The 14,364-nt window shown below is 70.8% G+C and carries 10 protein-coding genes, 2 tRNA genes, 1 other RNA gene and 1 pseudogene; 7 read left to right on the forward strand and 7 right to left on the reverse strand.

Features of this window, described 5'->3' with window-relative positions; genetic code table 11:
* The first annotated feature begins 9 nt into the window (after nucleotides 1–9).
* The 6 genes and pseudogenes from OG538_RS17220 (at nucleotide 10) to OG538_RS17245 (ending at nucleotide 4,066) form a co-directional block, all read left to right on the forward strand.
* Nucleotides 10–1,299: a sensor histidine kinase gene (locus OG538_RS17220; protein ID WP_406094543.1), complete on the forward strand. Its 1,290-nt coding sequence runs from the start codon at nucleotides 10–12 to the stop codon at nucleotides 1,297–1,299.
* Nucleotides 1,296–1,907 carry a response regulator gene (locus OG538_RS17225; RefSeq protein WP_406094545.1) on the forward strand — a complete coding sequence of 204 codons (612 nt, stop codon included), beginning with the start codon at nucleotides 1,296–1,298 and terminating at the stop codon, nucleotides 1,905–1,907. The genes OG538_RS17220 and OG538_RS17225 overlap by 4 nt, the downstream gene beginning before the upstream one ends.
* A gap of 22 nt (nucleotides 1,908–1,929) precedes the next feature.
* Nucleotides 1,930–2,002: transfer RNA gene (locus OG538_RS17230), tRNA-Gly, on the forward strand.
* Nucleotides 2,003–2,352: 350 nt separating this feature from the next.
* A pseudogene (locus OG538_RS17235) lies at nucleotides 2,353–2,688 on the forward strand (transposase); the annotation flags it as partial.
* A 623-nt stretch (nucleotides 2,689–3,311) separates the two neighbouring features.
* Nucleotides 3,312–3,812, forward strand: coding sequence for a transposase (locus tag OG538_RS17240; protein ID WP_406094547.1), 501 nt, complete (start codon nucleotides 3,312–3,314; stop codon nucleotides 3,810–3,812).
* Nucleotides 3,813–3,826: 14 nt separating this feature from the next.
* Nucleotides 3,827–4,066, forward strand: coding sequence for a transposase (locus OG538_RS17245; RefSeq protein ID WP_406100183.1), 240 nt, complete (start codon nucleotides 3,827–3,829; stop codon nucleotides 4,064–4,066).
* A 32-nt stretch (nucleotides 4,067–4,098) separates the two neighbouring features.
* Here the strand turns inward: OG538_RS17245 and OG538_RS17250 are convergent, their stop codons facing one another.
* From OG538_RS17250 to ffs, 6 genes are all read right to left on the reverse strand, one after another.
* Nucleotides 4,099–5,013, reverse strand: coding sequence for a phosphoribosylaminoimidazolesuccinocarboxamide synthase (locus tag OG538_RS17250; protein ID WP_406094549.1), 915 nt, complete (start codon nucleotides 5,011–5,013; stop codon nucleotides 4,099–4,101).
* Between the two features lie 115 nt (nucleotides 5,014–5,128).
* Nucleotides 5,129–6,592 carry a N,N-dimethylformamidase beta subunit family domain-containing protein gene (locus tag OG538_RS17255; RefSeq protein WP_406094551.1) on the reverse strand — a complete coding sequence of 488 codons (1,464 nt, stop codon included), beginning with the start codon at nucleotides 6,590–6,592 and terminating at the stop codon, nucleotides 5,129–5,131.
* Nucleotides 6,593–6,772: 180 nt separating this feature from the next.
* Nucleotides 6,773–8,506, reverse strand: a complete 1,734-nt coding sequence (locus tag OG538_RS17260) for a hypothetical protein (RefSeq protein ID WP_406094553.1) — start codon at nucleotides 8,504–8,506, stop codon at nucleotides 6,773–6,775.
* 394 nt (nucleotides 8,507–8,900) lie between these two features.
* On the reverse strand, nucleotides 8,901–10,151 hold the full coding sequence (gene purD, locus OG538_RS17265; RefSeq protein WP_406094555.1) for a phosphoribosylamine--glycine ligase: 1,251 nt from the start codon (nucleotides 10,149–10,151) through the stop codon (nucleotides 8,901–8,903).
* Between the two features lie 115 nt (nucleotides 10,152–10,266).
* Nucleotides 10,267–12,435, reverse strand: coding sequence for a DNA polymerase III subunit gamma and tau (locus OG538_RS17270; RefSeq protein ID WP_406094557.1), 2,169 nt, complete (start codon nucleotides 12,433–12,435; stop codon nucleotides 10,267–10,269).
* Nucleotides 12,436–12,555: 120 nt separating this feature from the next.
* An RNA gene (gene ffs / locus OG538_RS17275) (signal recognition particle sRNA small type) lies at nucleotides 12,556–12,652 on the reverse strand.
* Between the two features lie 132 nt (nucleotides 12,653–12,784).
* Here ffs and OG538_RS17280 point away from each other — a divergent pair.
* Nucleotides 12,785–12,872 (forward strand) — tRNA-Ser (locus OG538_RS17280).
* A gap of 185 nt (nucleotides 12,873–13,057) precedes the next feature.
* Here the strand turns inward: OG538_RS17280 and OG538_RS17285 are convergent.
* Nucleotides 13,058–14,257, reverse strand: coding sequence for a serine hydrolase domain-containing protein (locus OG538_RS17285; RefSeq protein WP_406094559.1), 1,200 nt, complete (start codon nucleotides 14,255–14,257; stop codon nucleotides 13,058–13,060).
* Between the last annotated feature and the right edge of the window lie 107 nt (nucleotides 14,258–14,364).

Raw genomic sequence — 14,364 nt, forward strand, 5'->3', positions numbered from 1 at the left:
GGCGCGTTGATGCACGTACGGGGCTGGCGCCGCAGCTGGCAGGAGCGCAGCAAGCTTGAGCGGATCGATCTCTATTCGCGGGTGACCATCTCCTCGATCCCCTGGCTCTTCACCCTCTCGTGGCAACTGGCACCCTTCAAGTCCGACATCCGCCATGAACCGCTCCCGCTGGTACTGGGCTCGCTTCTGCTTCTCGTGAGCCTCGCGCAGTGCCTGCTGAGCAACCGCAATGTGCAGCGGTCGTATGCGCACTACCTGGGCATCTCCGTCTTTCCCGGTCGGCGAACGCTCGCGCCGTTGGCCCTGCTGCTGCTCGGAGTGGGCCTGCTGGCGTCCCTGGCCGCGGTGGACGGTGTCGCGGGCCCTGGACTGCTCCTCATGAGCCTGAACGCGCCGATGGCGTTCGTGATCACGCGGGTGCTCCTGGTTCCTCTCCGCACGTTTGTGATCGAGTCGCTCGTCCTCACCGCGCTGACCACCGCCGCCCTCGCCGCGGCAGGAGTGCGGGGAGGGACCTTGGCCGGCGTCGTGCCGACCACGCTCTTCGGGTTCGTGCTGGTCCTGATCTCGGTGCGGCCCAGCGCCTGGAGCCTCAGCGTGATGTGGCAGGCCGAGGAGGCCCGGGACGTACAAGCCCGGCTTGCCGTCGCCGAGGAACGGCTGAGGTTCGGGCGGGACATGCACGATGTGCTGGGCCGCAACCTCGCGGTGATCGCGCTGAAGAGCGAACTGGCGGTTGAGCTCGCACAGCGCGGCAGGCCCGAGGCACTGGACCAGATGGTCGAGGTTCAGCGGATAGCCCGCGCTTCGCAACAGGAGGTACGCGATGTCGTGCGGGGTTACCGGGAGGCCGACCTGACCACGGAACTGGCCGGGGCCCAAGGAGTGTTGAGGGCGGCCGGTATCGAATGCGCGGTCACGGGCGGCGACGGTACCGGGCTGCCCGGCCCCATCCAGTCGGCCCTCGGCTGGGTGGTGCGCGAGGCCGCGACCAATGTGCTGAGGCACGGCGATCCGGGCCGCTGCACGATCCGGCTCGACGTCTCGGCGGACACGGTGGTGCTGAGCGTGGAGAACGACGGGGCGTCCACCACGGCCCCGGAGGGGACCGGTTCCGGGCTGGCCGGACTACGCGAACGGCTCGGAGTGCTCGACGGCGTGCTGGAGGCGGGTCCGGCGAAGGACGGTCTGTTCCGGCTCAGCGCGCGCATTCCGCTGGCGCGCGCGGAGTCCCCTGACGCCCCGCACGCGCCTTCCGGTGACATGTCGCGTATGGCCCTTCTGGAGGAACGACGATGACCGCGGTACGGGTGCTGCTCGCCGACGACGAGCACCTGATCCGGGGCGCACTCGCCGCCCTGCTCGCATTGGAGGACGACCTCATGGTGGTCGCGGAGGCCGCGACCGGCCCCGAGGCGCTCGCCATGGCCCGGGCGCACCACCCCGATGTGGCGGTGCTGGATCTGGAGATGCCGGGGGCGGACGGTGTGAGCGTCGCCATATCGATACGGTCCGAACTGCCTGGCTGCCGAACCATGATCGTGACGAGTCATGGCCTCCCAGGGCACCTCAAGCGCGCCCTCGCGGCAGGCGTGCGGGCGTTCGTCCCGAAGACCGTAAGTGCCCGCCGACTGGCCGAGATCATCCGTACCGTGCACGGCGGAAACCGCTATGTGGACCCGGAGTTGGCGGCAGACGCCATCGCAGCGGGGGATTCACCGCTGACCGGGCGCGAGGCCCAGGTCCTTGAGCTGGCGGGCGACGGGGCGCCGGTCGCCGAGATCGCGGAGCGGGCTTCCCTGTCACAGGGAACGGTGCGCAACTACCTCTCGGCAGCGACCGCGAAGCTCGGGGCGGACAACCGTCATGCCGCAGTGCGTCTCGCACGGGAGCGGGGATGGGTATAGTAGTTCTCGCGCTTCGGCGCTTGCGGACGTAGCTCAGTTGGTAGAGCGCAACCTTGCCAAGGTTGAGGTCGCCAGTTCGAACCTGGTCGTCCGCTCGGTTCAGCAAGAAGCCCCCGGCCATTCGGTCGGGGGCTTCTTCGTGTGCGGCCCTGGGGCCTTTCGCCTGGATCAGCCCGCGAGCCCGGCATGATCCGGACGAAGGGCGAGGCCTTTCGTTGGGATCAGGCCGGATCAGGGAGCGGGGCCCGGTGGGTGCAGGTGCAAGGCGGAGGACCCGGAACCACTGCGGGGCACGGGGGCGACGACAACACCGCAGGTGTGGGTGCCGGGCCCCGCGAGCCGCATGGTCCAGACGAGAGGCCCTAGCTTGACTCTGTCGGGGATCTTGGAATTCCTCGGTGCAGCAGCATGATCAACGGGCATGCTCGGGTAGTTCCGCCGACCGATGCAGCTGTTGAGGTGCCCGTTGTCCCTTCGCCCCCATTCCGGTGAGCAAGTCCCTTCTCTGACCGCGCAGATCGCGCGGGCGAGCAATCCGGACGGTACGACGGCGATATGGGTTCGCGACCGCCTCGATGGGCTGTGGTGCGACGAGGACTTCGCCCACTGGTACCCACGGGATGGGCGCCCGGGGCTCTCGCCCGCTCAACTGGCCACCGTCTGTGTGCTGCAGTTCCTGCTCGGCCTGTCGGACCGGCAGGCCGCCGAGGCAGTCCGCTGTCGCATCGACTTCAAGTACGCCATGGCGATGGAGCTGGACGATCCCGGATTCCATCACAGCGTGCTGGCCGACTTCCGCGACCGTCTCGCCGAAGGCGACCGGGCTGACCGACTCCTCGACCTCATGCTGGCCCGTCTCAAGGAGGCCGGCCTGGTACGCAAGCGCACCGACTCCACCCACGTCCTGGCCGCGGTGCGTGACCTGACCCGTCTGGAGCTGGTCACCGCGGCGGTCCGCGCCGCACTCGAAGAAGTCGCTGGTGTGTCCCCTCACCTGCTGGACGGGCTGGTCGATGAGGAGTGGGGCCGCCGCTACGGTCGGCCGGTCCGCCTGGGAAAGAACCCCACCAAGCCCACGACCAGGATCCTGACCACCGGGAACGATGCTGTCCGGCTCCTGGAACACATCTACCAGCACGAAACAGGCCGCACGTCCGGCCCTCGCATCCAGGCTCTGCGCCAGATCATGGTGCAGAACTACCACCGTGACCAGGCAGGCCGGCTGGCGCTGGCGCACCGCCGAGAAGGAAGGCGGCCCCGGGCTCCCGCCCTCGTCCCGGGCAATCGTCTCGCCGTACGACACCTCGGCCCGCCACGCGAGACACGGGCACATCATCAGCTGGAAGGGGTTTGCCGCTCATCTGACCGAGACGTGCGCTCCCGACGGCTTCAACGTGATCACGGATGTGGCCACCACCGCGGCCACCACCCACGAGTCAGGTCCTGCCCGGCATCCACACCCGTCTGGCGCGGCGCGGGCTGCTGCCCGCCGAGCACCTGGTCGACGCCGGCTACACGTCCCTGCCCCACCTGGAACAAGCCACCCCTGAACACCAGGTCACCGTCTCCGGACCGCTGCGGAGCAACCCCACCCGCCAACACCGGCAGAACGAGGGCTTCGCCCGGGACGACTTCCACATCGACTACGACCGTCAGCAGGTCACGTGTCCCCAGGGCCAGGTCAGTGCGGGCTGGCACGGCCCTTACCCGACCTCGTCACCCACCGCGGCCCCGCTGATCGTGGCCAGATTCACCAAGAGTCAGTGCCGTCCCTGCCCCGCCCGCACTCAGTGCACCTCCACCGCGGACAGTGCCCGAACCGTGGGCTTTCCCCCGCAAGAACTCCATGACCTGCAACTTCGCGTCCGCGCGGAGCAACAGACGCCCGAGTGGAAGACCCGCTAGCGGTCCGCTCGGGAGTGGAGGGCACACTCAACGAGTTCGCCCACGGACACGGAATACGGCGCTGCCGCTACCGAGGACAGGGAAAGGCCCACATCCAGCACGTTCTGACAGCCATTGCCGTCAACATCGAGCGCCTCAGCGGACTGCCACCGGCCGAAGAAACACCGACGTCCCGCCGACCGACTGCCTTCCAGCGCTACCTCGACCAGCGCGAGATACCCCGGCCGAAGTCCTGGCGAACCCTGGGAACCTGACCGGCACCTTCAAGATCCCCGACAGAGTCAAGCTAGTTCCAGGGCGTGCCGGTGAGGAGTTCGTACGCCTCGAGGTACTTGGCCCGGGTCGCGTCCACGATCTCCTGGGGCAGCGCCGGCGGCGGCTGCTCACTCTTGCGGTCCCAGCCGGAGGCCGGCGAGGTCAGCCAGTCGCGCACGAACTGCTTGTCGTACGAGGGCTGGGCGCGGCCCGGCTCCCAGGCAGCGGCCGGCCAGAAGCGGGAGGAGTCCGGGGTGAGTACCTCATCCGCGATGATCAGTTCCTCTCCCCCGTCGGCGGTGGGCGCGAAGCCGAACTCGAACTTCGTGTCCGCCAGGATGATCCCGCGCTCGCGCGCGATGTCACGGGCACGGCTGTATACGTCCAGGGTCGTACGGCGTAGCTGTGCGGCAGTCTCGGCACCGACCTGGTGGACCACTTCCTCGTAGCTCACGTTCTCGTCGTGGTCACCGACGGCTGCCTTGGTGGCGGGGGTGAAGATCGGCGCCGGCAGCTCGGAGCCGTCGACGAGACCCTCGGGAAGGGCGAGGCCGCAGACGGTGCGGGACGCGTTGTACTCGACCAGACCGGAGCCGGTCAGATAGCCGCGGGCGACGCACTCGACCGGCACCATGCGCAGCGACTTGCAGATCGTCGTGCGGCCGGCCCAGTCCGCCGGGGCGCCGGCGGGCAGCTCCGTGGACAGGACGTGGTTCGGCACGAGATCGGCGAGCTGGTCGAACCACCACAGCGAGAGGCGGGTCAGGACGCGTCCCTTGTCGGGAATCTCTGTGGGCAGGACCCAGTCGTACGCGGACATCCGGTCGCTGGCGACCATGACGAGGTCGCCCGCCTCGTTCCGGTACAGGTCGCGCACCTTGCCCGTGTGCAGGTGGGTGAGCCCCGGAACCTGCACGGGCTCGGGCTTTTCTACAAATCCGGACACGCTGCCTCCGCGTAGGTTGATCCAGGAGCTGTTCCGATTGTCCCGTATCCGCATGCGAACGACTGCGGAGGGGGTGCGGATGCGCTACCCGAAGCAGGAGGGGCGGTCGCGAGGCTCAGGCGCGCTTGCAGATGCGGTCGAGGAGGTTGGCGGTCGCCCGCTGGATGCGTGGGTCCACATGGCCGGGGCGGTCCAGGGCCGGGGACCAGGCGAAGGTGCCGGAGGCGAAGACGAGCGCGCCCGACGGGGCCCGGTACAGGGACGTCTCCTGGTGGCGGGTCACGCCGTCGCTGTCCTGGTACGGGGAGTGCGCGAGCAGGATGCGGTTGTCGTGCTCGGGGAGCGTGGTACGCGGGAAGTAGCGGTCGGCCTCACCCGCGACCAGGCCGTCGATCTCGTCCCCCTCGACTGCGCCGGTCGCGTCCCAGAGCCAGTGCTGCGCGTTCCGCACGACCAGGGGGTGGGGGTCGGGGACCCGGCCTGCGTACTGGATGCCGAGCAGTTGCTGCTCGGGGCGGTCGAGTTCGCGCCAGAGCGCGGGCTTGCCGGGGCCCCGGCGCTTTCGGCAGCTGAGCAGCCGGTCCGGGACGCCTGACGGCGAGGGCCCGAGGCTGACTTGCCAGTACATGGTGTTGGCGGAGAGGAAGACGAGGGACGTGCCGTTGTCGCGGGCCAACTCGGCGGTGCGGCGCATGGGCACCGACCAGTACTCGTCGTGGCCGGGGAAGACCAGGCCCCGATAGCGGGTCGGGTCGATCCGGCCCGCGTGCAGATCGCGGGTGTCGGCGTAGGCGATGTCGTATCCGTACCGCTCGGCCCAGCGGATGAAGTCGTAGGCATGACCGACGTGGAGCGGCAGCCCCGCGCCCGCGTAGGGGCGGTCGAAGGAGACGGTGACTGCCGCGTCCTCCTCCCCCAGGAGCCGGCCCTGTGCGTCCCAGGCGTGATAGAGACTGGCGCCGGTCACGCCGTCCTCGGGGTAGAGGTTGTACGCCTGCCACGTGATGTCGGGAAGCACCAGCAGCAGGTCGGCCGGGTGGTCGTCGCGGACCGTGAACGGAATGTGGGAGCGGTATCCGTCGACCGTGGTGAGCACGGCGACGTACGCGCCGATCGACCAGTACGTGGGGATCTGCAGCCGCCAGGACTGCCACCAGTGGTGGCAGGAGACCGTGCGGTCGGCGGTGAGGGGGGGCGGCTGGACGATCCCGGAGAGTCTTGGGCTCGTGGTGATCTTGGCGGCGCCGTCACCCCCGTAGTGGCCGATCCGGTAGATGTCCACGGAGAACTGCTGGGGCGGGTCCACGGTGATGTGGAAGTCGATGGCCTCACCCGGGGCGGCGGCACCGGTGGAGATGAACCCCTTGATCTGGCGGCGGACGTCGTCTGCGGTACGCGTGCCCCCGCCGGTGGAACCGCGGGGCAGGGTGGGATCGGCGTACCAGGGCACGACCTGACCCGTGTCGTCGATGTAGTTCTCACTCCCGCGCAGCCAGGGAAGGGGGCCCTGACCGAACGGATCGGTGACAGCGTGCGCGAGGGCACCCGACTCCCAACGACGAATCTGCTCCGCCCCCATGGCACACCCCTCCCTCAGACCCCCGGAACAACAGTGGTGCGCCGACTGTCAGCGCCGGTCCCCAGCACATCACATAACGCATGCACTCCGTCACCGTTCGTCGCGAATTGACGTGAACGGAACCTGCCGTTCCGGGGATCGGGAACGGTCGCTGCGAACGGCCGTCCGTCCAGGCCTGTTTCAGACGAGGCGGACGGGTTTGTCGGTACGGACACCTACCGAGTCGAGCCAGGACCGCAGGGGCCCGGCGTCACCGTCCTCGACAAGACTGAGGACGGGGCTGCCGAGGTCGGCCCGCCGTTCACCGTCGACCAGCAGCGCGGGGCCGTCGAGCCAGTCCAGTCCGGGCACCGCGCCCGCCGTGTCGACGGCGGCGCAGCAGACCATCGCCGCGACATGGTCCGCGAGCAGCTCGGTCCCGGTACGGGGCGGCTGGAGCGGCAGGAGCGGGAGCGGATCGGGCCCCCAGAGGTCCAGCACGTCGCTGCCCGCGCCTCCTGCGCCGCCGCCGGCCGGCTGAGGGGCTTGCGCCTCCTCCCGGGCCACAGCTGCGCTGATCCCGGCCGCGAGCTCATCGCCGCCGCCCTGGTCCGATGTCAGGTGCTCGACGACGCGCGCCAGGGTGGGCACCCCGGCGCAGGCGGTGACGGAATCGGAGCCGGAGGCCGGGGGTACGCCCATGGTGTCCAGGACGCGGTGCAGCCGGGCCGCCTCGGAGCGCCACTTCCGGTCGACGACCTCTTCCGGATACTGCTGCCAGTCCACGGGGGCCCAGTCGGGGCCGGTCTCTGCGGGGCCGCCGTGGAAAAGCCGTGCGGCCAGCAGGGACGCCGCCTCGTCGGCTGCCCCCGGCTCTTCCAGGAGGTCGCAGGCAGGACGCTCACCGAGCCGGGTGGTGAACCCCTCGGCAAGCCGGTCGCGCCGGGAGAGCTCGGTGAGGGCGGAGACGACGCCCGCGTCCAGCCGGGAGGGCCAGCGCCCCATCCGCCAGGCGGGAAGCGCGACGCGGGTCAGCAGCCGGTCCCAGCCCGCGTAGGCGAGACCGACCTGTTCCTGGGCGACGACCCGCAGCCCGTAGTCCACTTCCTGTGCGCGCGTCGACGCGGCGGTTGCGACTCCCCGCTCCATCTCGGCGGCGTGGTCGCGGCAGCTGCGCAGCAGCAGTCGGGCGATCCTGCCGACGAAGCGACCCGGCAGCCGCAGGACCTTGCGCAGCGGCCCCTGGACGGGCGCCGCCGCATCGGCGACCGCGCCGTCGAGTCCCCGTACGAAACGCCGGGCCGCGGCTATGTCGGGGTGGGCGGAGGGGCCGGTGCCGGCCACCACCGGGGCGAGCACCGCCCGCAGCTCTGCGACCCGCATCCACCAGAGGAACGGAGAGCCGATCACCAGCACGGGGGCCGCCTGAACCCGGCGACCGCGTCCCGCCCGGCGGCCCGGGCCAGCCGCCGAGCCGCTCGGGGCCTGGCGCGCAGCCTTGTGGGGCGGCCGCTCCGCAGCCGGGTGGGTACGGTCCTCCAGCCAGCTGTCGCAGTCGGGCGTGAGCGCTATGGACGAGGGGGCGGGCACTCCGAGCCGCTCCGCCAGATCACGGACCAGCCGGTAGAGATCGGGTGCCGCAGCCTCGGTGAGCGGGACAGTCGGGCTGACCGCCGGCTTCGCCCGTACGACGGCGATCGCGACGGCCGCGGCGACGAGCAGGACCACGACAGCGCAGGCCGTCACGGCCCAGCGCACCACGTCCCAGCTGCTGCCCCGGGCGAAGCCCTGCGCGCCTGCGGCGAACAGCACGACGGCCAATGCGGCCGGTAGCAGTGCCACGGCCGTTGCCCTGCTGCGGATGCGCAGCAGCACGAGAGCTCGGGCGCGCGCTGCCTGCGCACCCAACTCCTCACCTGTACCGGTACCGGACACGGCCGGACGTCACCCCCTCTGCCCCCACGGCGGTGTTGCTCACTCCCCCACTGTGGCACCCGTCACTGACATCGCAATGCCGGTGGGCCAAGTGCCGGAACGCTTGCGCCGCACCCTAGTTGGGGCTTCGGCGGACGTCATCCGGATGGCTCAGCCGTCACTCGATGGAATGGCTTTGGGTAAAGGTGCTGACGCGCCGCTGTCCATGGGGCAGCGGCGCGTCGGTGGCGGTCGAGGCGGTACGGCTCCGGCTTCCGCGGGCCTCTCGCGGAAGCCGTCCGGCTCCGGATTCCCCGGACTTCGTGGAGCTTTCGCGGACCGGTAGGGCTCAGGCCGCGGACCGTTACGGCTCAGGTCGCAGACCTGTACGGCTCAGGTCGCAGACCGTTCCGGCTCAGGCCTCCGCGGCCTTCTTGGCGATGTCCGTACGGAGCTGGGAGCCGTCGAGCCGGATGCGGGCCGCCGCAGCGTAGGCGCGCTCGCGGGCGCCCGCGAGGTCCTTGGCGGTCGCGGTCACGGAGAGCACCCGGCCGCCCGCGCTGACGACCGCGTCGCCGTCCTGCCGGGTCCCGGCGTGCAGAACGTAGGCGTGCGGCGCATCCTGTGCGGCGACCTCGTCGAGCCCCTCGATCGGATCGCCCGTCCGCGGGGTGTCCGGGTAGTTGTGGGAGGCGATGACCACGGTGACGGCAGCGTCGTCGCGCCACTTCAACGGGGGCAGCTCATCCAGGGTTCCGTTGGCGGAGCCCAGCAGGACACCGGCCAGCGGGGTCTTCAGCCGGGCCAGGACCACCTGGGTCTCAGGGTCGCCGAACCGGGCGTTGAACTCGATGACCCGTACGCCGCGCGAGGTGATCGCGAGACCCGCGTACAGCAGCCCGGAGAAGGGCGTACCGCGGCGGCGGAGCTCGTCCACGGTCGGCTGGAGGACCGACTGCATGACCTCGTCGACCAGCTTCGGGTCGGCCCACGGCAGAGGGGAGTAGGCGCCCATGCCGCCGGTGTTCGGGCCCTCGTCGTTGTCGAGGGCCCGCTTGAAGTCCTGGGCGGGCTGGAGCGGCAGCACGGTGTTGCCGTCGGTGATCGCGAAGAGGCTCACCTCGGGACCATCGAGGAACTCCTCGATGACCACGCGGTCGCAGGCCAGCGCGTGGGCGCGGGCCGCCTCGATGTCGTCGGTGACGACGACGCCCTTGCCCGCGGCGAGACCGTCGTCCTTGACGACGTAGGGGGCACCGAACGCGTCGAGGGCGGTGTCGATCTCCGCGGGCGTGGTGCAGACGTAGCTACGGGCTGTCGGAACGCCCGCGCCGGCCATCACGTCCTTGGCGAAGGCCTTGGAGCCCTCCAGCTGGGCTGCTTCTCCGGACGGCCCGAAGCAGGGGATGCCGGCTGCGCGCACGGAGTCGGCGACCCCGGCGACAAGCGGCGCCTCCGGGCCGACGACCACCAGCTCGGCGCCCAGCTCAGTGGCGAGGCGCGCGACGGCAGCGCCGTCGAGGGCGTCGACCGGGTGCAGTTCGGCCACCTCCGCGATGCCGGCATTGCCGGGAGCGCAGTAAAGAGCGGTGACGTCGGGGTCGAGGGAGAGAGAGCGGCACAGGGCGTGTTCGCGGGCGCCGCCGCCGATGACGAGGACCTTCACGGGGTGCAGCCTAGCCGCCGGGGCGCGGCTCCCTTGACGGAAGCCGCTCCGTGGACACTGCGGGCACCGGGCGGGCCGGGCCGGGGCCGCTCATGGAAGGGCCCTGTCGAGCGCCCTACTCGTTGGTGAATTCCTCGACGACCGTGGCGCCCAGTTCGCGGACGATCAGGTCGTGGCCGGACAGGGCCGAATCCACGAGGTCGGGGTCATCGGCCTCGGGGGTGTCGTCCTCGGGGGCGACCGACCGGGGCGGTTCGGGGGCGGAGTACGACGGGGGCGCGGGCTCCGGGGCGGAGCCACTCGGGTGCTGCCGCTCGGGGGCGGGCCGGGGCTCGTACGACTGGGGCGCGGGGGCCGCGGGGCGCTGCGGCACGGGCGGTGCGGAGGCGGAGGGGCGGCCGCCGCCGACCTGCGGTGGCTGCCCGGCACCGCCCGACGGGTCGACGATCGCCTCGATCTTCCACTGCGCGTTGAACCGCTCGGCCAGTGCCTGCTTCAGCACCTCCTCGCTGCCGCTGCTCGCGAAGTTGTCGCGGGCGCCGGCGTTGAGGAAACCGATCTGCAGGGTGGCTCCGTCGAAGCCCGTGACCTGGGCGTTCTGGCTGAGGAGGATCCATGTGAACCGGCGGCGGCCCTTGACCGCCTCCAGGATGTCGGGCCACATGTTGCGCACCTGCGCGGCGCCCTGTGCCGATCCCGGAGCGGGCTCGGCGGCAACGGGGACCGCAGCGGGGGCGGGGGCAGGAGTGGGGGCGGCAGCAGCCTGGGGCGCGGGGGCCTGGCCCGGGGTGGAGGCGGTCGGCCAGCCTCCGGGCCGCCGTCCCTGCTCGGGCGCGGCGGCAGCGGGCCAGGCACCGGGCCGCTGCCCTTCCGCAGGGGCCTCGGCGGGTGAGGGCTGCACGGGGGCGGCGGCTGAGGCCGGGGCCGCCTGCACGGGAGCAGGCGGGGCCGGGGGCGCGTCCCCGCGTGCCGCCGCACGCGCGGCGGCGGGGCCCGATCCGGCATCCGGCTGCGCGAAGGGGGGCGGCGTGGGGGCGGCGGCCTGTGGCGCGGCCGGGGCATGGGCCAGCACCTCGGGCCCTGGGACGTACCCCATCGAGGGCCCCGGCCCGGTGGTGGCAAAGGACGCGCCCCGCTCCAGGCGGTCCAGCCTGGCCTGGAGTGAGCGCTCATCGTCGAAGGCCCCGGGCAGCAGCACCCGGGCGCAGATCAGCTCAACCTGAAGGCGCGGCGAGGTCGCCCCGCGCATTTCCGTGAGTCCCTCGTTGACCAGGTCGGCGGCGCGGCTCAGCTCAGCGGCGCCGAAGACGGACGCCTGGGCCTGCATCCGCTCGACGACATCGGCCGGTGCGTCGATGAGGCCCTTCTCGCCCGCGTCGGGCACGGCGGCCAGGATCACCAGGTCACGCAGCCGTTCCAGCAGGTCGGCCACGAATCGGCGCGGGTCGTTGCCGCCCTCGATCACCCGGTCCACGACCTCGAAGGCGGCGGCCCCGTCGCCCGCTGCGAAGGCGTCCACGATCGAGTCGAGCAGGGAACCGTCCGTATAGCCGAGCAGGGACGTCGCCATGGCATACGTCACACCGTCGTCGGCCGCACCGGCCAGCAGCTGGTCCATGACCGACATCGAGTCACGGACGGATCCCGCACCGGCTCGCACGACGAGCGGGAAGACCCCGTCCTCGACGTGGCTGTTCTCCTTGGCGCATACCTCAGCGAGGTACTCGCGCAGCGTCCCGGGCGGCACGAGCCTGAAGGGGTAGTGGTGGGTACGCGACCGGATGGTGCCGATGACCTTCTCGGGCTCGGTGGTGGCGAAGATGAACTTGAGGTGCTCCGGCGGCTCCTCGACCACCTTCAGCAAGGCGTTGAACCCCGCCGAGGTGACCATGTGCGCCTCGTCGATGATGTAGATCTTGTAACGACTCGACGCGGGCCCGAAGAACGCCTTCTCCCGCAGATCACGGGCATCGTCCACGCCACCGTGCGAGGCGGCGTCGATCTCGATCACGTCGATCGATCCCGGTCCGTTGCGCGCGAGGTCCTGGCAGGACTGGCACACCCCGCAGGGCGTGGGTGTGGGCCCCTGCTCGCAGTTCAGGCAGCGGGCGAGGATGCGCGCGCTGGTCGTCTTGCCGCAGCCGCGCGGACCGCTGAACAGGTACGCGTGATTGACCCGGTTGTTCCGCAGGGCCTGCTGCAGCGGGTCAGTGACATGCTCCTGACCGATGACCTCGGCGAACGACTCGGGGCGGTAGCGGCGGTACAGCGCAAGGGACGACACACATACGAGGTTATCGGGGTCGACTGACAACCGGCCCCGGACCGGGCACACCATCGACTGCGGGAAACCTCACCACAGGAAATCCGGACACCGGCAGACCCCGGCCGAGGAGCCCGGACATACAAGGGCCCCCCACGCACCCGCCAGAGCCAACTTACCCTTGCTGCCTTCCGGCCCTGGGGGAGTTCAGTCAGATAGCGCCACGTGAGGGGCTGACGCCCACCTTAGCCGATCCCCACCCCCGCAAGTCCACCTCCCCCGCACCCCGGACCCCCGCCGAGACCGCCCGGAGAGGTCCGAGGCGGAACGGGTTCGCGAGCACTCCTCAACGTCTTGTATTGTTTGCCGCGGAGGATTCGCCTAGTGGCCTAGGGCGCACGCTTGGAAAGCGTGTTGGGGGCAACCCCTCACGAGTTCGAATCTCGTATCCTCCGCCATTGCTCTCACCGGGCAATACGTCGAAGGCCCCGACCGGGAAACCGGCCGGGGCCTTCTGCGTTCCCTGGTCGCAAGTGCCGCGGAGGCAGCCCCGTGGGGGTTGTGGCACGGCGGCTGTGAACGGACGTGTCCGTGGGCCCGACGTCATTGCGGACCCGCGGACACGAAACGCCCTCGGCAGGATTCAGCGGCACAAGGCGGTGTCCACGGCGCGTTCGAGACTTCTCCGGGCCGCCTTGTCGGTGAGCTGCGTGGTGACCGCGACGTCGGCGGCGCGGCCGTCGTCGGTGACCCCGCCACGGGTCTCGTACCCCGGAAAACTGCCGCCGTGGCCCCAGGCCAGGCCGCCGCACGGCAGCGGTCTGCTGACAAGTCCCAGTCCGTAGCGGGCGCCCGGTCCGAAGGTCGCTTCGGCCGGGACGGTGGAGCGCATCCGGGCGAGTTGGGCCGCCGGGAGGAGGCGGCCGGCCAGGAGCGCGGTGAAGAAGCGGTTGAGGTCGGAGTTGGTGGAGATCATCTGTCCTGCCGCCCAGCCCCAGGAAGGGTCGATCTCCGTGATGTCGCGCAGCGGCGTCTGTGTCGATTCCTGGTAGTAGCCGTGGGGGTGAGGCTCTCGGATGCTCGCATCACCGGGAGCGGGGAAGTAGGTGTGGCGCAGCCCGATGCGCTTGATGATCCGCCGGTCGATCTCCTCGGCGAGAGGGCGGCCGGTGACCTTCTGGACGATCAGGCCGGCGAGCACGTAGTTGGTGTTGCTGTACTTCCAGCTCTTCCCGGGGTCGAATTCGGCGGGGTACCGGAGTGCTGTGGCGAGCAGTTCACGGGGGGCGTAGTACCGCGCGTCGTCCCCGAGGTGGTTGCTGTACTCCGGGAGTCCGCTGGTGTGCTGGAGGAGGTGGCGGACGGTGATGCGGTTCCCGTCGATGCCCTCCCCGCGTACGAGGCCGGGCAGGTAGGTGTCGACGAAGGCGTCGAGGTCGATCTTTCCCTCGCCGACGAGCTGCAGCACCACGACCGCCGTGAACGACTTGGTGTTGCTGCCGATTCTCACCTGCCCGTCCCTGGGAACCTTCGAGCCGGTGGCCAGGTCGCCGACCCCCGCGGTGTAGGTGCGGATACGGCCGTCACGGCCCTTGACGCTTGCCAGCGCGGCGGGCGTCCCGCCATCGCGCACCAGCGTGTTCAGGGCCTGCTGGACGGCGTTCGGCCTGGCGACAGCAGCAGAGGTGGTGGAAGCGGCGGACCCGAAGGCGGCGGGCGGGGCGAGGACGCCCAGGGTCATGACGCCGACGGCCACCGCGGCCAAGGCCGACACGGCCCGTCGCCGTCGGCCGCCCTGGTGCCGGATCGAGAAGCGAATGCCCTGGCGTGTCCGATCACTCATAAGTCACTCCCGGGAAATCGTGTGGTCGGGGCACGAATCCTGGCTCCCGGGGCCCTTGGACCGCATCGCGGGAAGGCAGGAGAAATCACTCCCCCGATCGGGGGAGG

Source organism: Streptomyces sp. NBC_01013, from assembly GCF_045162765.1.
In the GTDB taxonomy this organism is placed as follows: domain Bacteria; phylum Actinomycetota; class Actinomycetes; order Streptomycetales; family Streptomycetaceae; genus Streptomyces.

Excerpts from the sequence above, each read along its gene's own strand:
- OG538_RS17240 (WP_406094547.1), top strand. The coding sequence starts at position 3,312 with ATGTGGCCACCACCGCGGCCACCACCCACGAGTCAGGTCCTGCCCGGC.
- OG538_RS17255 (WP_406094551.1), bottom strand. The coding sequence starts at position 6,592 with ATGGGGGCGGAGCAGATTCGTCGTTGGGAGTCGGGTGCCCTCGCGCAC.
- OG538_RS17285 (WP_406094559.1), bottom strand. The coding sequence starts at position 14,257 with ATGAGTGATCGGACACGCCAGGGCATTCGCTTCTCGATCCGGCACCAG.
- OG538_RS17220 (WP_406094543.1), top strand. The coding sequence starts at position 10 with ATGCACGTACGGGGCTGGCGCCGCAGCTGGCAGGAGCGCAGCAAGCTT.
- OG538_RS17225 (WP_406094545.1), top strand. The coding sequence starts at position 1,296 with ATGACCGCGGTACGGGTGCTGCTCGCCGACGACGAGCACCTGATCCGG.